General features: G+C 56.9%; 19 protein-coding genes. 12 read left to right on the top strand and 7 right to left on the bottom strand.

Features of this window, described 5'->3' with window-relative positions:
* Window positions 1-3: 3 nt before the first annotated feature.
* From rplO to bfr, 10 genes are all read left to right on the top strand, one after another.
* A complete protein-coding gene (rplO, locus tag PSH97_RS25035; RefSeq protein WP_007896782.1) occupies window positions 4-441 on the top strand; it encodes a 50S ribosomal protein L15 in 438 nt (145 codons plus the stop codon).
* Window positions 442-1,770: a preprotein translocase subunit SecY gene (gene secY, locus PSH97_RS25030; protein ID WP_007896784.1), complete on the top strand. Its 1,329-nt coding sequence runs from the start codon at window positions 442-444 to the stop codon at window positions 1,768-1,770.
* 27 nt (window positions 1,771-1,797) lie between these two features.
* Complete coding sequence (gene rpmJ / locus PSH97_RS25025) at window positions 1,798-1,914, top strand: 50S ribosomal protein L36 (RefSeq protein WP_002555468.1); 117 nt, start codon at window positions 1,798-1,800, stop codon at window positions 1,912-1,914.
* 130 nt (window positions 1,915-2,044) lie between these two features.
* Complete coding sequence (gene rpsM, locus PSH97_RS25020; protein WP_003186020.1) at window positions 2,045-2,401, top strand: 30S ribosomal protein S13; 357 nt, start codon at window positions 2,045-2,047, stop codon at window positions 2,399-2,401.
* Between the two features lie 30 nt (window positions 2,402-2,431).
* Window positions 2,432-2,821: a 30S ribosomal protein S11 gene (gene rpsK / locus PSH97_RS25015; RefSeq protein WP_002555466.1), complete on the top strand. Its 390-nt coding sequence runs from the start codon at window positions 2,432-2,434 to the stop codon at window positions 2,819-2,821.
* Window positions 2,822-2,839: 18 nt separating this feature from the next.
* A complete protein-coding gene (rpsD, locus tag PSH97_RS25010; RefSeq protein ID WP_003176404.1) occupies window positions 2,840-3,460 on the top strand; it encodes a 30S ribosomal protein S4 in 621 nt (206 codons plus the stop codon).
* 22 nt (window positions 3,461-3,482) lie between these two features.
* Window positions 3,483-4,484: a DNA-directed RNA polymerase subunit alpha gene (locus PSH97_RS25005; RefSeq protein WP_003186012.1), complete on the top strand. Its 1,002-nt coding sequence runs from the start codon at window positions 3,483-3,485 to the stop codon at window positions 4,482-4,484.
* 42 nt (window positions 4,485-4,526) lie between these two features.
* Window positions 4,527-4,913, top strand: a complete 387-nt coding sequence (rplQ, locus tag PSH97_RS25000) for a 50S ribosomal protein L17 (protein WP_007896790.1) — start codon at window positions 4,527-4,529, stop codon at window positions 4,911-4,913.
* Between the two features lie 239 nt (window positions 4,914-5,152).
* The gene (locus tag PSH97_RS24995) at window positions 5,153-6,601 is read left to right on the top strand and encodes a catalase (protein WP_305447105.1); all 1,449 of its coding nucleotides are present in this window, start codon (window positions 5,153-5,155) and stop codon (window positions 6,599-6,601) included.
* 155 nt (window positions 6,602-6,756) lie between these two features.
* The gene (gene bfr / locus PSH97_RS24990; protein WP_123359019.1) at window positions 6,757-7,221 is read left to right on the top strand and encodes a bacterioferritin; all 465 of its coding nucleotides are present in this window, start codon (window positions 6,757-6,759) and stop codon (window positions 7,219-7,221) included.
* A gap of 169 nt (window positions 7,222-7,390) precedes the next feature.
* Here the strand turns inward: bfr and uvrA are convergent, their stop codons facing one another.
* Window positions 7,391-10,225 (bottom strand): excinuclease ABC subunit UvrA, encoded by a 2,835-nt coding sequence (gene uvrA, locus PSH97_RS24985; RefSeq protein ID WP_305447104.1) that lies wholly within the window; start codon window positions 10,223-10,225, stop codon window positions 7,391-7,393.
* Between the two features lie 191 nt (window positions 10,226-10,416).
* Here uvrA and PSH97_RS24980 point away from each other — a divergent pair, with 191 nt between their 5' ends.
* Both PSH97_RS24980 and PSH97_RS24975 read left to right on the top strand, forming a co-directional pair.
* Complete coding sequence (locus tag PSH97_RS24980) at window positions 10,417-11,814, top strand: MFS transporter (RefSeq protein ID WP_305447103.1); 1,398 nt, start codon at window positions 10,417-10,419, stop codon at window positions 11,812-11,814.
* Between the two features lie 9 nt (window positions 11,815-11,823).
* Window positions 11,824-12,345 carry a single-stranded DNA-binding protein gene (locus PSH97_RS24975; protein ID WP_046028847.1) on the top strand — a complete coding sequence of 174 codons (522 nt, stop codon included), beginning with the start codon at window positions 11,824-11,826 and terminating at the stop codon, window positions 12,343-12,345.
* Window positions 12,346-12,414: 69 nt separating this feature from the next.
* Here the strand turns inward: PSH97_RS24975 and PSH97_RS24970 are convergent, their stop codons facing one another.
* The 6 genes from PSH97_RS24970 to PSH97_RS24945 all read right to left on the bottom strand — a co-directional run bounded on the left by PSH97_RS24970 (window position 12,415) and on the right by PSH97_RS24945 (window position 18,780).
* Entirely contained in the window at window positions 12,415-14,619 is a 2,205-nt protein-coding gene (locus PSH97_RS24970; RefSeq protein ID WP_305447102.1) for an OsmC domain/YcaO domain-containing protein, read from the bottom strand.
* Between the two features lie 107 nt (window positions 14,620-14,726).
* Window positions 14,727-15,884, bottom strand: a complete 1,158-nt coding sequence (locus PSH97_RS24965) for a glutathionylspermidine synthase family protein (protein WP_305447101.1) — start codon at window positions 15,882-15,884, stop codon at window positions 14,727-14,729.
* Between the two features lie 12 nt (window positions 15,885-15,896).
* Window positions 15,897-16,622, bottom strand: coding sequence for a DUF1190 domain-containing protein (locus PSH97_RS24960; RefSeq protein ID WP_305447100.1), 726 nt, complete (start codon window positions 16,620-16,622; stop codon window positions 15,897-15,899).
* Between the two features lie 19 nt (window positions 16,623-16,641).
* Entirely contained in the window at window positions 16,642-17,070 is a 429-nt protein-coding gene (locus PSH97_RS24955; RefSeq protein WP_305447099.1) for a DUF350 domain-containing protein, read from the bottom strand.
* A gap of 14 nt (window positions 17,071-17,084) precedes the next feature.
* Window positions 17,085-17,759, bottom strand: coding sequence for a DUF2491 family protein (locus PSH97_RS24950; protein ID WP_305447098.1), 675 nt, complete (start codon window positions 17,757-17,759; stop codon window positions 17,085-17,087).
* Window positions 17,746-18,780 (bottom strand): ion channel, encoded by a 1,035-nt coding sequence (locus tag PSH97_RS24945; RefSeq protein ID WP_305447097.1) that lies wholly within the window; start codon window positions 18,778-18,780, stop codon window positions 17,746-17,748. The genes PSH97_RS24950 and PSH97_RS24945 overlap by 14 nt, the downstream gene beginning before the upstream one ends.
* Window positions 18,781-18,791 lie beyond the last annotated feature (11 nt).

Here is an 18,791-nt window from a genome sequence, read left to right as displayed (position 1 = left end):
TCGATGAAACTCAATGATCTGAGTCCAGCGCCGGGTTCCCGTCGCGAAAAGCATCGTCCGGGCCGTGGTATCGGTAGTGGTTTGGGCAAGACCGGTGGCCGTGGCCACAAAGGTCAGTCCTCCCGCTCCGGTGGCACCATTGCTCCAGGCTTTGAAGGCGGTCAACAGCCGCTGCATCGTCGCCTGCCGAAGTTCGGTTTCGTTTCCTTGAAAGCCATGGATCGCGCAGAAGTGCGTTTGTCCGAGCTGGCTAAAGTGGAAGGCGACATCGTCACCGTGCAGTCCCTGAAAGATGCCAACGTGATCAACGTCAACGTACAGCGTGTGAAAATCATGCTGTCCGGCGAAGTTACTCGCGCTGTTACCATCGGAAAGGGAATCGGCGCCACCAAAGGTGCGCGTGCGGCTATCGAAGCAGCTGGCGGCAAGTTCGAGGAATAAATGGCTAAGCAAGGTGCTCTCTCTGCGCTCGGCAAAGGCGGTATGTCTGAACTCTGGGCTCGTCTGCGTTTTCTATTCTTGGCGATTATCGTCTACCGAATAGGCGCACACATCCCGGTTCCAGGTATCAACCCGGACCGACTCGCGGACCTGTTTCGACAGAATGAGGGGACCATTCTTAGCTTGTTCAACATGTTTTCCGGCGGCGCGCTGGAACGGATGAGCATCTTTGCGCTGGGGATCATGCCGTACATTTCGGCATCGATCATCATGCAACTGATGACCGCCGTCAGCCCGCAGCTGGAACAGTTGAAGAAGGAAGGTGAAGCTGGGCGTCGCAAGATCGCTCAGTACACCCGCTACGGCACTGTCGTCCTCGCTCTCGTTCAGGCCATTGGCATGTCCATTGGTCTGGCGGGGCAGGGTGTTGCGTTCACTGGTGACTTTGGCTTCCATTTCGTCGCGGTATCCACTTTTGTGGCTGGTGCGATGTTCATGATGTGGCTGGGTGAGCAGATTACTGAGCGTGGTGTTGGCAACGGTATCTCGATGTTGATTTTCGCAGGTATCGTCGCCGGTCTTCCGAGAGCGATCGGGCAGTCTTTCGAGTCTGCGCGTCAGGGTGATATCAACATTTTTGCCTTGGTTGCCATCGGTTTGCTGGCAGTAGCGATTATCGGTTTCGTGGTGTTCATTGAGCGTGGTCAGCGTCGTATTGCTGTTCATTACGCCAAGCGTCAGCAGGGCCGTAAGGTCTTTGCTGCGCAGACTAGCCACTTGCCGTTGAAGGTGAACATGGCCGGTGTTATTCCAGCCATTTTCGCGAGCAGCATTTTGCTGTTCCCGGCTTCGTTGGGTACCTGGTTTGGTCAGTCTGAAGGTATGGGCTGGCTGCAGGACATCTCGCAGTCGATCGCTCCTGGTCAGCCGTTGAATATTCTGCTGTTTAGTGCAGGGATTATTTTCTTCTGCTTCTTCTATACGGCCTTGATGTTCAATCCGAAAGACGTAGCGGAAAACCTGAAGAAGTCCGGTGCCTTTATTCCGGGCATCCGTCCAGGTGAGCAGTCTGCGCGCTACATTGATGGCGTTCTGACTCGTTTGACCCTGTTCGGTGCTCTATATATGACGGCCGTGTGTCTGTTGCCCCAGTTCCTGGTGGTTGCGGCAAACGTTCCGTTCTACCTTGGCGGGACCTCGTTGCTGATCGTCGTCGTGGTTGTGATGGACTTCATGTCCCAAGTACAATCGCACCTCGTTTCGCACCAGTACGAATCCCTGATGAAGAAAGCCAACCTGAAGGGTTACGGCAGCGGCATGTTGCGCTGAGTACCCATAAGGTTCGAGGAGTTGGTGATGAAAGTTCGTGCATCGGTGAAAAAGCTGTGCCGTAACTGCAAGATTATTCGCCGCGAAGGTGTTGTTCGAGTAATTTGCAGCGCGGAACCGCGTCACAAACAGCGCCAAGGCTGAGTGTGATTGTGCTTCAAGCCCGGCAGCTAGTGCGCTGCCGGGTTGATTATTTGTTATTACAGCGATATTATCTCGCGCCCTATTTCTTGGCTTCCGGGGCGTAGGTAGCTGTCAATTGGAGTCCCACTGAATGGCCCGTATTGCAGGCGTTAACATTCCAGATAACAAGCATACTGTTATCTCGCTGACCTACATCTATGGTGTTGGTCGCACTACTGCACAGAAAATTTGTGCAGTGACTGGGGTAAACCCAGCCGCAAAGATCAAGGATCTGAGCGACGAGCAGATTGAACAGCTGCGTGGCGAAGTGGCGAAGTTCACCACTGAAGGTGACCTGCGTCGCGAAATCAACATGAAAATCAAGCGTTTGATGGACCTCGGTTGCTATCGCGGTCTGCGTCATCGTCGTGGTCTTCCAGTACGCGGTCAGCGTACCAAGACTAACGCGCGTACCCGTAAAGGTCCGCGTAAGCCGATCCGCAAGTAATCGCCCCAGCGAATCGACAGGAAATTAATCATGGCTAAACCTGCTGCTCGTCCTCGTAAAAAAGTTAAAAAGACAGTGGTTGATGGCATTGCCCACATCCATGCTTCTTTTAACAACACAATCGTGACCATCACCGACCGTCAAGGCAACGCTCTTTCCTGGGCTACCTCCGGTGGTTCGGGTTTCCGCGGTTCCCGCAAATCCACCCCGTTCGCTGCTCAAGTAGCTGCTGAACGTGCTGGTCAAGCTGCGCTGGAATACGGCCTGAAAAACCTCGACGTTAACGTCAAAGGTCCAGGCCCAGGTCGTGAATCCGCAGTCCGCGCTTTGAACGGCTGTGGCTACAAGATCGCCAGCATCACCGACGTGACGCCAATCCCGCACAACGGGTGCCGTCCGCCGAAGAAGCGCCGCGTGTAATCCAGGAGATTGTAAAGAATGGCTCGTTACATTGGTCCAAAATGCAAACTCGCTCGTCGCGAAGGCACCGATCTCTTTCTGAAGAGCGGCGTGCGCGCGATCGAATCGAAGTGCAACATCGAAGCAGCACCTGGTATCCACGGCCAACGCCGCGGTCGCCAGTCCGATTACGGCACCCAACTGCGTGAAAAGCAGAAGGTCCGTCGTATCTACGGCGTTCTCGAGCGTCAATTCAGCGGCTACTACAAAGAAGCTGCTGGCAAGAAAGGCGCAACTGGCGAAAACCTGTTGCAGCTGCTCGAATGCCGTCTGGACAACGTTGTATACCGTATGGGTTTTGGCTCTACTCGTGCCGAATCCCGCCAGCTGGTATCGCACAAGTCGATCAGCGTTAACGGTCAGACCGTAAACGTTCCGTCTTACCAGGTTCGTGCTGGTGACGTGGTCGCAGTTCGCGAGAAAGCAAAGAACCAACTTCGCATTGTCCAAGCTCTCGATCTGTGTGCCCAACGTGGCCGCGTAGAATGGGTAGAAGTAGACACTGAGAAGAAGTCGGGCGTTTTCAAGAACGTTCCAGCTCGCAGTGATCTGTCCGCCGACATCAACGAAAGCCTGATTGTCGAGCTCTACTCCAAGTAAGGGCTAGAAAATAGGTGCATCCATGCAGATTTCGGTAAATGAGTTCCTGACACCCCGCCATATTGATGTGCAGGTTGTCAGTCCAACCCGCGCCAAGATCACTCTCGAGCCTCTCGAGCGTGGTTTCGGCCACACCCTGGGCAACGCGCTGCGCCGCATCCTGTTGTCCTCAATGCCCGGCTGTGCAGTAGTCGAGGCCGAGATTGACGGTGTACTCCATGAGTACAGCGCCATCGAAGGTGTACAGGAAGACGTAATTGAAATCCTGTTGAACCTTAAAGGTCTGGCTATCAAGCTGCACGGTCGAGACGAAGTTACGCTGACCTTGTCGAAGAAGGGTTCGGGGGTGGTTACCGCTGCCGATATTCAGCTGGATCATGATGTCGAGATCGTTAACCCCGATCACGTAATCGCTAACCTGGCGTCTAACGGCGCCCTGAACATGAAGCTCACCGTAGCTCGTGGTCGTGGTTATGAGCCGGCAGACTCGCGTCAGAGCGATGAAGACGAAAGCCGCAGCATCGGTCGCTTGCAGCTTGACTCTTCGTTCAGCCCGGTTCGCCGTATCGCATACGTGGTGGAAAACGCCCGTGTCGAGCAGCGTACTAACCTGGACAAGCTGGTTATTGATCTGGAAACCAACGGTACCCTGGATCCTGAAGAGGCTATCCGCCGCGCTGCAACCATTCTGCAACAGCAGTTGGCTGCGTTCGTCGATCTCAAAGGTGACAGTGAGCCAGTGGTTGTCGAGCAGGAAGACGAGATCGATCCGATCCTGCTTCGCCCGGTTGACGATCTGGAACTGACTGTACGTTCGGCTAACTGCCTTAAGGCGGAAAACATCTACTACATCGGTGACCTGATTCAGCGTACCGAAGTAGAGCTGTTGAAGACTCCGAACCTTGGCAAGAAATCCTTGACTGAAATCAAGGACGTTCTGGCCTCCCGCGGTCTGTCCCTCGGCATGCGCCTCGACAACTGGCCGCCTGCAAGTCTTAAGAAGGACGACAAGGCGACTGCCTGATCGTCGTAATCACCGAACGTTGTGTTTGGTAAGGAATGAACCATGCGTCATCGTAAAAGTGGTCGTCACCTGAGCCGCACCAGCTCGCACCGCAAGGCCATGTTTCAAAACATGGCGGTGTCGCTGTTCGAGCACGAGCTGATCAAAACTACACTGCCAAAAGCCAAAGAACTGCGCCGCGTTGCTGAGCCGCTGATCACTTTGGCCAAGACAGACAGCCTGGCTAACCGCCGTCTGGCTTTCGACCGTACTCGTTCGAAAGCTATCGTTGGTAAGCTCTTCAACGACCTGGGCAAGCGTTACGCTACCCGTGAGGGTGGCTACCTGCGCATCCTCAAGTGCGGCTTCCGCACTGGCGACAACGCGCCTATGGCGTACGTCGAGTTGGTTGATCGTCCTGTCGGCGGTGAAGCTGTATCCGCTGAGTAAGACGTCAGTCTGAAACAAAGAACCGGGCCTAGTGCCCGGTTTTTTGTGCGTGTAAGAAACGCGCTGTTTGTACAAGCTTCCTTGCGGTTCATGCCCTCAGTATATGAGCGGGATTGTTGGTAGTATTTTTCTATTGATGTCTGCAAATTAATGAATTTGTAGGTGTCATGATTGATGGTCAATACTCCCTCCCACGCCGATTAGCCGGCAGTTCCACAACTGACAGAGGATGAGATCGCATGAGCCAAAACAAAACGCTTACGACCGCCAGTGGCGCTCCTGTCGCCGACAACCAGAATTCCCGCTCCGCCGGCCCTCGTGGCCCTTTGCTGCTCGACGATTTCCACCTGATCGAGAAGCTTGCACACTTCAACCGTGAAAACATTCCTGAGCGTCGTGTACACGCCAAAGGTTCAGGTGCTTACGGTACGTTCACCGTAACTCGGGATATCACTCAGTACACCAGTGCCAAGCTATTTGAATCCGTCGGCAAACAAACCCCGACCTTCCTGCGATTCTCCACTGTGGGCGGCGAACGCGGTTCGGCCGACACCGAGCGTGATCCCCGCGGTTTTGCCCTGAAGTTCTACACAGAAGAAGGCAACTGGGACATCGTCGGTAACAACACGCCGGTGTTCTTCATCCGTGATCCGCTGAAATTCCCTGACTTTATCCATACCCAGAAGCGCCTGCCGCAGAGCAACCTGAAAAGCGCGCAGATGATGTGGGATTTCTGGTCGCACTCGCCTGAGGCGTTACATCAGGTCACCATTTTGTTCTCGGACCGTGGCATCCCTTACGGCTATCGCCACATGCACGGCTTCGGTAGCCACACCTATAGCCTGATCAACGCCAATGGCGAGCGTCACTGGGTGAAGTGGCACTACAAAACCAAACAAGGGATCAAGAACCTCGCTCCGGCAGACGCAGCGCGCTTGGCGGGTACCGATCCGGATTACGCACAACGTGACCTGTTCGGCGCCATTGAACGCGGTGACTTCCCGAAATGGAGTGTCAATATCCAGATCATGACCGAGGCCCAAGCTGAGGCCCATTACGAGAACCCGTTCGATGTGACCAAGACCTGGTCGCAGAAAGAGTTCCCATTGATCGAGGTGGGCGAGCTTGAGCTCAACCGTAATCCGTTGAACTACTTCGCTGAAGTCGAGCAGGCGGCGTTCGGTCCGAGCAATATGGTCCCGGGTGTCGGTCTGTCTCCTGACCGCATGTTGCAAGGTCGCGTGTTCGCTTACGCTGATGCCCACCGCTACCGTGTTGGCACCAATCACCAGCAACTGCCGGTGAATGCGCCTCGCAGCCCGGTCAACACTTACCAGCGCGATGGCTCCATGGCGTTTGGTGCCAATGGGGGTGCAGCACCGAACTACGAGCCGAACAGCTACGTAGAATCCCCGAAACAGGCACCGCGCTACGCGGAACCTGCTTTGGCCCTGAGCGGCGTGGCTGATCGTTACGATCATCGCGAAGATAGCGACTACTACAGCCACGCTGGTGCGCTGTTCCGCCTGATGAGTGATGAGCAGAAAAATCTGCTGGTCAACAACATTGCCGACGCAATGACTGGTGTCTCCAGCGATGTGGTTGATCGCCAATTGCAGCATTTCTTCAAGGCCGACCCGGCGTATGGAGAAGCAATCGCAAAGGCACTCAACGTACAGCTTAACTAAGTCTAAACGATAAGCAGAACCGCCCTCATTTGGGCGGTTTTTGCGTTATTTAAGCTATTTTTCTAAGAATATCTTCGCTTTTATAGCGTCGGGCGAGTGACCTTCCGGTCAGGTTGGTTCAAACTACAGACTTTCAAGCAGGGAGATGTAGGGCGATGCAAGGTCACCCAGACGTAATCGATTACCTCAACACGTTGCTGACAGGCGAACTGGCAGCCCGTGATCAATATTTCATCCATTCGCGGATGTACGAGGACTGGGGTTTCACCGAGCTCTACGAACGTATCAATCACGAGATGGAAGAAGAGGCGCAGCACGCTGACGCCCTCATGCGCCGGATCCTCATGCTCGAAGGCACTCCGCGTATGCGTCCGGACGATCTGGATGTCGGCACCACTGTGCCTGACATGCTCGCCGCTGACCTGCGTCTGGAATACAAAGTTCGTGCAGCTCTGTGCAAGGGCATCGAGCTTTGTGAGCTGCACAAGGATTATGTCAGCCGCGAGATCCTGCGTATTCAGCTGGCCGATACCGAAGAAGATCACACCTACTGGCTCGAGAAGCAGCTGGGTCTGATCAAACTGATCGGTCTGGAAAATTACCTGCAATCGCAGTTCTGATGCTGTTGTAGGAGCAGGGGGACGGCTTGCCCTTGCCCGCGAAGGGAACGCCGCGGTGCGTCAGCCAGACCGAGGTGAGGCTTTCGCGGGCAGCCCTCGCTCCTACAGAAACGCACAAAAAAGCCCCTGTCACTGGTGAAGTGACAGGGGCTTTTTCATGGGCCCTGATTCAGGCTCTGTCGCGAGCCAGCAGCGGTTTGAGATAGAAGCCAGTGTGAGACTGCTTCATCTCCGACACTTCCTCTGGCGTACCGACGGCAATGATCTGCCCACCTTTGGAACCACCTTCCGGCCCCAGGTCCACCAACCAGTCGGCGGTCTTGATCACGTCCAGGTTGTGCTCGATCACTACCACGGTATTGCCGTGATCGCGCAGACGATGCAACACGTCGAGCAGTTGCTGGATATCCGCAAAGTGCAGGCCGGTGGTCGGCTCATCGAGGATGTACAGCGTCTTGCCGGTATCGCGCTTGGACAGCTCGCGAGACAGTTTCACCCGCTGGGCTTCACCGCCAGAAAGCGTCGTCGCCGATTGCCCCAGCTTGATGTACGAAAGACCTACGTCCATCAATGTCTGAAGCTTGCGCGCCAAGGCTGGAACCGCGTCGAAGAACACCCGGGCTTCCTCGATGGTCATCTCGAGGGTTTCGTGGATGCTCTTGCCCTTGTACTTGATCTCCAGCGTCTCGCGGTTGTAGCGCTTGCTCTTGCAGACGTCGCACGGGACATAGATGTCCGGCAGGAAGTGCATTTCCACCTTGATCAGGCCATCGCCCTGACAAGCTTCGCAGCGTCCGCCCTTCACGTTGAAGGAGAAACGCCCCGGCCCGTAACCGCGGGAGCGAGATTCCGGCACGCCGGCGAACAGTTCGCGAATCGGCGTGAACAGCCCGGTGTAGGTCGCCGGGTTGGAGCGCGGCGTGCGACCGATCGGGCTCTGGTCAATGTCGACGACTTTATCCAGATGCTCCAGACCTTTGATGCTCTCGTGAGCAGCCGCTTCCAGGGTCGTGGCTCCATTGAGTGCGGTAGCGCTCAAAGGAAACAGTGTGTTGTTGATCAGCGTCGATTTGCCTGAGCCGGACACACCGGTCACGCAGGTCAGCAGACCAATCGGAATCTCCAGGTCGACATTGCGCAGATTGTTGCCGCGAGCGCCCTTGAGCGACAGCGACAACTTCTTGTTACGCGGCGTGCGTTTGGCTGGCACTGCGATCTTCACCCGGCCCGACAAATACTTGCCGGTCAGCGAATCAGGGTGAGCCATGACCTCGGCCGGCGTCCCTTCGGCGACGATATGCCCGCCGTGGACACCTGCGCCCGGGCCGATATCCACCACATAATCGGCCAGACGAATCGCGTCTTCGTCGTGCTCGACCACGATAACCGTGTTGCCGATATCTCGCAGATGTTTGAGGGTGCCCAGCAATCGATCGTTATCGCGCTGGTGCAGACCAATCGACGGTTCATCGAGGATGTACAGAACCCCCACCAGGCCGGCGCCAATCTGACTGGCCAGACGAATCCGCTGGGCTTCACCGCCGGACAGCGTATCGGCACTGCGGTCCAGCGACAAATAGTCGAGGCCGACGTTGACCAGAAACTGCAGTCGCTCGCGGATTTCCTTGAGAATCTTGTCGGCGATCTCGCCACGGCGGCCGGTCAGTTTCAGCACGCCGAAATACTCACAGGCGTCGCCGATCGGCAGATTGGTCACCGCTGGCAAGGTCTTCTCGCCAACCCACACGTGCCGCGCCTCACGCCGCAGACGGGTGCCGCGGCAATCCGGGCAGTGCTGGGTGCTGAGGAACTTGGCCAGCTCTTCACGGACCGAAGCCGATTCGGTTTCGCGGTAGCGGCGTTCCAGGTTCGGCACGATGCCTTCAAACGGGTGCGAACGTTTGACGATATCGCCACGGTCGTTCAGGTACTTGAAATCGACGTTCTGCGAGCCGCTGCCATGCAGGATGTATTTCTGCTGATCGGCCGGCAGCTCGTTGAACGGCACTTCGAGGCTGAATTTGTAATGGGAGGCCAGCGAGCCAAGCATCTGGAAGTAGTAGACGTTACGCCGGTCCCAGCCGCGAATCGCGCCCTCGGCCAAGGTCAGTTCACCGTTCACCAATCGTTTGATATCGAAGAACTGTTTAACCCCCAGACCATCGCAGGTAGGGCAAGCACCGGCCGGGTTATTGAAGGAGAACAGCTTGGGTTCCAGCTCGCTGATGGCGTGGCCACAGATCGGGCAGGCGAAGCGCGCAGAGAAGATGATTTCTTCGCCGGGCTCGTCATCCATTGGCGCCACAAGGGCGATACCGTCCGCCAGTTTCAGCGCGGTCTCGAACGATTCGGCCAGGCGTTGTTGCAGATCGGCGCGGACCTTGAAGCGGTCGACTACGACGTCGATCGAGTGCTTCTTCTGTTTATCCAGTTTCGGCAACTCGTCCAGCTCGCAGAGCCTGCCGTTGACCCGGGCCCGTACAAAGCCCTGGGCGCGCAGTTCTTCGAAGACCGAAAGGTGCTCGCCCTTACGCTCGCGGATCACCGGGGCCAGCAGCATCAGTTTGCTGCCCTCCGGTTGTGCCAGCACCAGGTCAACCATCTGGCTGACGGTCTGGGCTTCCAGTGGAATGTCGTGGTCCGGGCAGCGCGGTATACCGACGCGAGCGTAGAGCAGGCGCAGGTAGTCGTAGATTTCGGTAATGGTGCCAACCGTCGAACGCGGGTTGTGCGAGGTCGACTTCTGTTCGATGGAGATCGCTGGCGACAGGCCTTCGATGGTGTCGACGTCAGGTTTTTCCATCATCGACAGAAACTGCCGGGCGTAGGCCGACAGCGATTCGACATAACGGCGCTGGCCTTCGGCGTACAGCGTATCGAAGGCCAGGGACGACTTGCCGGATCCGGACAGGCCGGTGATAACGATCAGTTTGTCCCGTGGCAGGGTCAGGTCGATGTTCTTCAGGTTGTGGGTTCGGGCCCCACGAATCAGGATCTTGTCCAAAGTGGCCTCGCTCGGCGGGCGTCGAAAACGTAGGAGTATACGGCCAAATACTGGATGGATGCACACTATCAAATGCGGGGCGCGCAGCCTTGCATGAAGACTGCTTCATCTGTGCGCGTCATAGCGTCGCGATATACCCCGTCAATCGATGGGACTGGTAGAATCGCCGCCGGTTCACATGAGGTTTTTCCATGCACGATCCCCACAGCGAACGCATGAGTGGCAGTGAGACCCGCGCAGCAAGCGGTCTGGCCCTGGTGTTCGCCTTCCGTATGCTTGGCATGTTCATGGTGTTGCCGGTTCTGGCGACCTATGGGATGGACCTGGCAGGAGCGACCCCGGCCCTCATCGGGTTGGCGATTGGAGCTTACGGCCTGACCCAGGCGATCTTTCAGATTCCTTTCGGCTTCATTTCCGACCGCATCGGTCGCCGTCCGGTGATTTACCTGGGGCTGATCATCTTCGCCCTGGGGAGTGTGCTGGCGGCCAATGCCGATTCGATTTGGGGCGTCATCGCCGGACGCATCCTGCAAGGCGCCGGGGCGATTTCCGCGGCGGTCATGGCGTTGCTGTCAGACCTGACCCGGGAACAGCATCGGACCAAAGCCATGGCCATGATCGGCATGACGATTGGTCTGTCGTTCGCGGTCGCCATGGTTGCAGGACCATTGCTGACCCGTGTTTTTGGCCTGTCCGGGTTGTTCTTCGCCACCGGTGGCATGGCGCTGGTCGGCATCGTCATCGTGATGTTCATGGTGCCGCGCGCAACCGGGCCGTTGCAGCACCGCGAGTCCGGCGTTGCGCGACAGGCGCTGATACCGACACTCAAGCACCCGGATCTGCTGCGCCTGGACCTGGGCATTTTTGTGTTGCACGCGATGTTGATGTCGAGCTTCGTTGCATTGCCTCTGGCCCTGGTCGAAAAAGCCGGGCTGCCCAAAGAGCAGCACTGGTGGGTGTACCTGACCGCGCTGCTGATCTCTTTCTTCGCCATGATTCCGTTCATCATCTATGGCGAGAAGAAACGCAAAATGAAACGAGTTTTATTGGGCGCAGTGCTGACGCTGATGCTCACTGAGCTATTCTTCTGGCAGTTCGGCGATAGCTTGCGGGCTCTGGTGATTGGTACGGTGGTGTTCTTTACCGCGTTCAACTTGCTGGAAGCTTCATTGCCATCGCTGATCAGCAAGGTTTCACCGGCGGGCGGCAAGGGCACGGCAATGGGGGTTTATTCCACCAGTCAGTTCCTCGGTTCGGCGCTGGGCGGGATCCTCGGCGGCTGGATGTTCCAGCACGGCGGTTTGTCGGTTGTATTCCTCGGATGCGCCGGCCTGGCTGCCCTCTGGCTGGCCTTTGCTGTTACCATGCGCGAACCACCTTACGTCACGAGCCTGCGCTTGCCGTTGTCGCCCGAGGCGATCCGCGAAGCGGGTCTGGTCGAGCGCCTGAAGGCCGTCGTAGGGGTAACAGATGCAGTGATCGTCGAAGATGAAGCGGCGATTTACATCAAATTGGACACAGAACTATTGGATCGCACCACCCTTGAGCGCCTGGTGAACAACCCGGCCGGGGCAGCGTGCGTAGCCTAGGAGAACGTTATGGCCCGTGGGGTTAACAAAGTCATATTGGTCGGCACTTGCGGCCAGGATCCCGAAGTTCGCTACTTGCCTAACGGTAACGCCGTGACCAACCTGAGTCTGGCGACCAGCGAACAGTGGACCGACAAGCAAACCGGTCAGAAGGTCGAGAAGACCGAATGGCACCGTGTTTCGATGTTCGGCAAGGTTGCCGAAATTGCCGGCGAATACCTGCGCAAAGGTTCGCAGGTGTACATCGAAGGCAAGCTGCAGACCCGCGAGTGGGAAAAAGACGGTATCAAGCGTTACACCACTGAAATCGTGGTCGACATGCAAGGCACCATGCAACTGCTGGGCGGCCGTCCACAGCAGGGCGACCAACAAGGCGGGGGCAATAACTACCAGCAATCCGCTCCAGCCCCACGCCAGCAGGCTCCGCGTCCGCAGCAGTCGGCACCGCAACAGTCGCGTCCAGCTCCACAGCAGGCAGCTCCACAGCCGGCTCCGGATTTCGACAGCTTTGATGACGATATCCCGTTCTAAAAAGCAGCTATCCAGTCAGTAATAAAAAAGCGAAGCCAGTGATCTGGCTTCGCTTTTTTGTTGGCGCTGTTAACGGGATAAGTTAGTCACGTTGGCCCGCGCCATGTGCAGTTTCTTGTAGCTATCGATCAACCGCAGGTGCCTGTCGAGCCCCTCCAGTTCCATGCTGGTCGGCGTCAAGCCATGGAAACGCACGCTGCCGTCCACCGATCCGATCGCTGCATCCGTTCGCTCGTTGCCAAACATCCGGCGGAAATTGGCCTCGTAGTCTTCCAGCTCCAGGTCTTCGTCCAGCTTCATCTCCAGCACCACGTTGACGGCCTGGTAGAACAAGCCACGCTCAACCGTGTTGTCGTTGTACTGCAGGAACATTTCCACCGCCTCTTTCGCCTCTTCAAATCGCTGCAAGGCGAGATAAATCAGCAGCTTCAACTCCAGGATCGTCAACTGACCCCAAGCCGTATTGTCGTCAAATTCGATGCCGATCAAGGTGGGGATGTCGGTGTAGTCGTCCAGCTCACTTTCCACCAGACGCTCAACCAGCGCTTGCAGTTCGTCTTCGTCCAGGCGATGCAGGTTCAGGATATCGGCGCGGAAAAACAGCGCTTTGTTGGTGTTATCCCAGATCAGATCGTCTACTGGATAAATTTCCGAATAGTCTGGCACCAGGATGCGGCAGGCCGTTGCACCGATGTGCTCGTAGACCGCCATGTACACTTCTTTGCCCATGCCTTCGAGAATGCCGAACAAGGTCGCGGCTTCCTCGGCATTCGAGTTTTCACCCTGGCCGGAGAAGTCCCACTCCACGAATTCGTAATCCGATTTGGCACTGAAGAAGCGCCACGACACCACGCCGCTGGAGTCGATAAAGTGCTCGACGAAGTTATTCGGCTCGGTCACCGCATGCCCTTCAAAAGTCGGCTGGGGCAAGTCGTTGAGGCCTTCGAAGCTGCGGCCCTGCAGCAATTCGGTCAGGCTGCGTTCCAGCGCCACTTCCAGGCTCGGGTGCGCGCCGAACGAGGCGAACACACCGCCGGTACGCGGGTTCATCAACGTGACACACATCACCGGGAATTCACCGCCCAGGGATGCATCCTTCACCAGCACGGGGAACCCTTGCTCTTCCAGGGCCTGAATACCGGCCAGTATCCCGGGGTACTTCGCCAGTACATCGGCCGGCACATCCGGCAATGCAAATTCACCTTCGATGATTTCGCGTTTTACCGCGCGCTCGAAGATCTCCGACAGGCACTGCACCTGTGCTTCGGCCAGCGTGTTACCGGCACTCATGCCGTTGCTCAGGAACAGGTTTTCAATCAGGTTGGACGGGAAATACACCACCTCGCCATCCGACTGGCGCACGTACGGCAGCGAGCAGATGCCGCGCTCTTCATTGCCCGAGTTGGTATCGATCAGATGGGAGCCACGCAACTCGCCGTCGCGGTTGTAAATCTTCAGGCAGTACTCGTCGAGAATTTCAGTTGGCAGCTCATCTTTTCGGCCAGGCTTGAACCAGCGTTCGTCCGGGTAATGTACAAACGCTGCGTTGGCGATGTCTTCGCCCCAGAACTGGTCGTTGTAGAAGAAGTTGCAGTTGAGTCGCTCGATAAACTCGCCCAACGCAGACGCCAACGCGCCTTCCTTGGTCGCACCCTTGCCGTTGGTAAAGCACATCGGCGAGTGCGCATCGCGAATATGCAGCGACCACACATTGGGCACGATATTGCGCCACGAGGCGATTTCAATCTTCATGCCCAGGTCCGCCAGAATGGCTGACATATTGGCGATGGTTTGCTCCAGCGGCAGATCCTTGCCCACGATATAAGTGCTCGCCTCTGAACTGGACGCAGGCATTAGCAGCGCCTGGGCATCGGCGTCGAGGTTTTCGACTTCTTCGATCACAAACTCAGGCCCGGCTTGCACCACTTTTTTCACGGTGCAACGGTCGATGGAGCGCAGGATGCCCTGGCGGTCCTTGTCGGAGATGTCCGCCGGCAACTCGACCTGAATCTTGAAAATCTGGTTGTAGCGGTTTTCCGGATCAACAATGTTGTTCTGCGACAGGCGGATGTTATCGGTGGGAATACTGCGAGTGTCGCAGTACAACTTCACGAAATAAGCTGCACACAACGCCGACGAAGCCAGGAAGTAGTCGAATGGACCTGGTGCCGAGCCATCGCCCTTGTAGCGGATAGGTTGATCGGCCACCACCGTGAAGTCATCGAACTTGGCTTCAAGCCGAAGGTTGTCGAGAAAGTTGACCTTGATTTCCATGGGGGATTACCAGAATAACGGGCTAGACGATTTGGCCGCCATTATCCGGTATTTCAGCCGTAAGTCTTGCGGGCATCGTACTTATGTCCACACCGGCGATGGATGGATCAATCGAGTATCAGGTGCGGCAAGAAACGGCTCGAATCCTTGGTGATCAAACTGTTGTCTTCCCGCACGCCAATACCGGCTGCCTGATCACCGATCACCCAAGAGCCAACCAGCGTAAAGCTGTCGCCAAACTTCGGCAGTGGGGCGAACTCCTGAAGGATAAAAGGTGCGTCGGTGTAGGGGCCGTCCTCTTTCACGATCAGACCGTCAGCGGTTTGCAGCTCGATGTTGGCGCCTTCCCGGGAGAAGAACGGCTTGCGCACCCAGCCTTTGGGCACCGCTTTGCCCGGGTCGGTATCCAGGTGCGCGGCGAGCAGGTTCGGGTGACCTTTGTTGAACTCCCACAGCAGCGGCAGGATGCCCTTGTTGGAAATGATCGATTTCCAGGCTGGTTCGAAAAACTGTGTATCGCTCTGAGCAATCGCTGCCCCAAAGGGTTCGTGGAAGATGAACTCCCAGGCATGCAGCTTGAACAGGTGAGGGATCCAGCGATCTTCGAGGTCGACGAAACGTCCATCACTGGTGAGACCGATGTCCTCGATATCGATGTGCCGTGATTCGATGCCGACCTTTTCCGCGATCAAGCGCAGATAGTCGGTGGTGCCTTTGTCTTCGACCGAGTCTTTCATCGAAGCGAAATAGAAGGGCTGTTTGAGCTGCAGTTGGGCAAAGGCCTGGTGCAGCTTGGTGTCGATGCTGTTGAACTGGTCGGCATGCTTGGGCAGCAAGCCGCGCTCGATACATTGCTCCAGCCAGCCCCACTGAAACGCCGCGGCCTCATACAGGCTGGTCGGCGTGTCGTAGTTGAGTTCCAGCAACTTGGCCGGCCCGCTGCCGTTGTAGGAGAAATCCATGCGTCCATACAGGTGCGGGTGGCCTTCGAGCCATGAAGTGCGAACCATGTCGAAGAATGGCGCAGGAATGCTCAGGCGCTCCAGCAACTCCTCGCTCTGAACCACGCGGGCCACCAGGTCCATGCACATCTCATGAATCTCGGTGGTCGGGTCTTCGAGATCGTTCTCGATCTGTTTGAGCGTGAACTGGTAATACGCGCTCTCGTCCCAATAGGGTTCGTCGTCGATGGTATGGAACAGAAACCCAAGACTTTCGGCTGTCTGTTTCCAGTCATGACGCTCTGCGCAGAGAATCTTCTTCATGGTGCTCGTTCCTTAACTGCTCGATCGGCCAGTGCTGCTCGAGCCGCCCCAACCGCTGCGGGCACTGGCTTTGCTGCCGAAGCCGCCACGGGAGGTGGACGAGTCCACGGACATCGGCTTGCTGGCAGAGGAGCGGATTGAGTCGGTGTAGCTGCTGCCGTACCTTGCCTGATTGGACTTGGTAAAGGTCGAGCCTTTCGAAATCCGTTGGCTGAGCGTTGAAGAGGCGTAGTTTCCGCGATCATCGCGGTAGCGGTAGACCGGCTGGGAGAAGTAGCTGTTGCGGTTGCTGCTCAGCATGTTGCCGATCAGCAGCCCGGTCAGCAGGCTGGTGCCGGAGAATCCGGAGCCTCCACTGTTCGCTTCCGAGGCGGGCAATTGAGCCTTGGCCGCGTCCACCTGGGATTGCGTCACCTCGCCATCGGCGGTCAGCTCGAAGCCGCCCAGCTTGGGGATGAATTTGCCGGCGGAATCCTGCTGGCACCAGTCGGCGACAAAGTCGGCATCGCAATCGGCCTGGTTGTCGTACACCGGCGCGATACGACGATGCTCAGCCATGGCGGTCATGTAGGCGTCAGAGCAGACGTCTACCGGGAGTTTTTCATCGGCACACTGCTGAACAGACTGGAAGTTGTACTTCTTCTGCACCGGGTAGGTTTTTTCCGCCTGCCCGCAGCCTGATATCGCCATGGCGACCGACGCTGCCAGCGAGAGCTGAACGTACTTGCTTCGTTTCATTGCAATCTCCGTGGCGTAATCAGTACTGGGAAGGAGTCATGCACGCGGCGTTCAACATGCCGACGCTGATGGCCACTGCCGCGACATAGATACCCGCAGCGATTTCGCCTTTTTTGATCCGTTCAGAGGCGCCTTTCAGCACCAGGCTGGTCACCAGGAACGCCAGCAGTTGTACGAAAGCGGCGATCACGGCCCAGACGACGAAATCCAGAATGCTGATCGAGAAGGCAATCACATTGCTGGCCGGAATGGCGAAACCGATGATGGCGCCACCCAGCGCGATCGCGGCCGCAACGTTGCCCGAACGGATCAGTTCGAATTCTTTGTGTGGGGTGATTCGGGTGTAGATGAACTGGAACAGCGCGAACAATACGGCGGCGCCGAGGATGTACAACACAAACCCGAGCACGGCGGCTTTGTTCAGGGAGATGGAGAGCGCTTCAAGCATGGACTTCTTCCTTTTTAAAAAGTGTTCAGGTCAGTGGTGTACAGAGAAATGCCCAGCGAAGTGCTCAAGCTGATAGTGCCTTCGGCGTCTTCCTCGACGGAAAACAGCAGGAATTCCCGGCGATCGGTCAGGCCGGTCTCGCGGGCGTACAGCATCGAACGGTGCTCGATGCTGTAAGACTCATCCGGGTTTTTCAGGTGTTCGCTCAACGCCACCAGTTCTGTCTGGCCGCTCTCGGTGCCCCATTCGCGGGTGTATTCGACACCGTTGTGGTTGTAAGTCGGCAGGCCGATCAAGCTTTCAGGACCGGCCAGTCGACGCAACTCCGACTCACTGTTGATGGTGATATAGCTGAGGTAATTGAACAGGATCACCGACTCGACTTGCCCGGCGATGTCGCCGGTGGTGTGCACTTGCAGCCAGTGGTCTTCGTCGTTCATGTAATAGCGTGACAGCCAGGTCGACTGCCCGAGATCAACAGTGCCAGCGCTCCAGATCTGTTGGGAGCCAGGGATGACCACGGTGGTGTTGCCGTCGAGCAACAATTTCAGGCTGGTGTCGAACATCACCCCTTTGCCCAATGCCAGGCCCAGCGGACCGGTGACGGGCAGGGTTTCGTTGGCTGTCCATTTCGATTCCGTATTCGCTTTCGGGGCCTCAAGCCCCATCAACTGTTTAAACCATCCCATTGGTGATTTCCTTGAGGCGAGTGGAGGCGATGTAGAAGAGTTCGCCGCCCTCAACGCGGGTGGCGCCGGGCGGGTTGATCGAAGGCTGTCGGGCGCCTTTGGCGCGATAGCCGATAAGGGTCGCGTTGTGGCGCTCTTTCATCTGTGCATACAGATCGCCGAACGTTGCTTCAAAAGTCTCGGGTAGTTTCATCAGGTACTGGGTGGCGCCTTGACCCACGCACAGCAATTCATTGATGACCACTGATGAGCCCGGATCCTGAGAGGCACGCACCAACATCTCGATGGCCATGCTCGAGGTGCATTCCAGGCTAGGCGCGTAGGCGCTGGCGAGCGCGGCGATTTCACTTTCATTGAAGTGGGCGACCACATGCCCGACAGGGCTCAGTTGATTGATCGCCAGCACGGTGGCGAGGGTCAGATCGTCTGAATGGGTTCGCACCAGAACGCGTTCTGCACCGGGAACGCCGGCGCGTAGCAAAAGCGCGGCAGAGGACAGGCTTTCGCCTTTGATAAAGTCCGCTTTGCCCGGCATGGGATTTTCTTCGAGGTCGCAATCGCAAATGACGATCAGGTTGTCATTGGACGTTTCGTCCTGCAGCAATAATTCAATCACCCGCTCGCTGGACGCGCCTTCCCAGCCGATGAGAACCGTATGGCCGACCTTGCCGGTGAAATCGCCTTTGCCCTTCATGCCTTTTCTCCATACATCGATGACACTGCTGGTGGTTTTGCCGATGGCTGCGGTCAGCAGCGCAATGCCCCCGAGCATGACCCAGGTAGCCACGAAAATTCGTCCCGCCGATGTCTGGGGCGCGAGATCGCCATAGCCGACGGTGAGTGTGGTGGTGAGATAGAAGTAGGTAAACGTGGCGGGGGCGGTGAGGTGTTGTTCGCCTAGAAGCACCAAGCCGATATAGGCCGTGCTCAGGTGTATGCCTAACGCAATGGCCAGGCCTGCCCAGCCGAACCGATGGAAGAAGGACGAGGCGTACGTGCGCAATAAAAGGAAAATCGACATTACATCCCTGA

It is taken from the genome of Pseudomonas cucumis, from assembly GCF_030687935.1.
GTDB classification, from domain to species: domain Bacteria; phylum Pseudomonadota; class Gammaproteobacteria; order Pseudomonadales; family Pseudomonadaceae; genus Aquipseudomonas; species Aquipseudomonas cucumis.
Note: the sequence above shows the minus strand (reverse complement) of the source record. Positions and strands in the feature narration are given on the sequence as shown.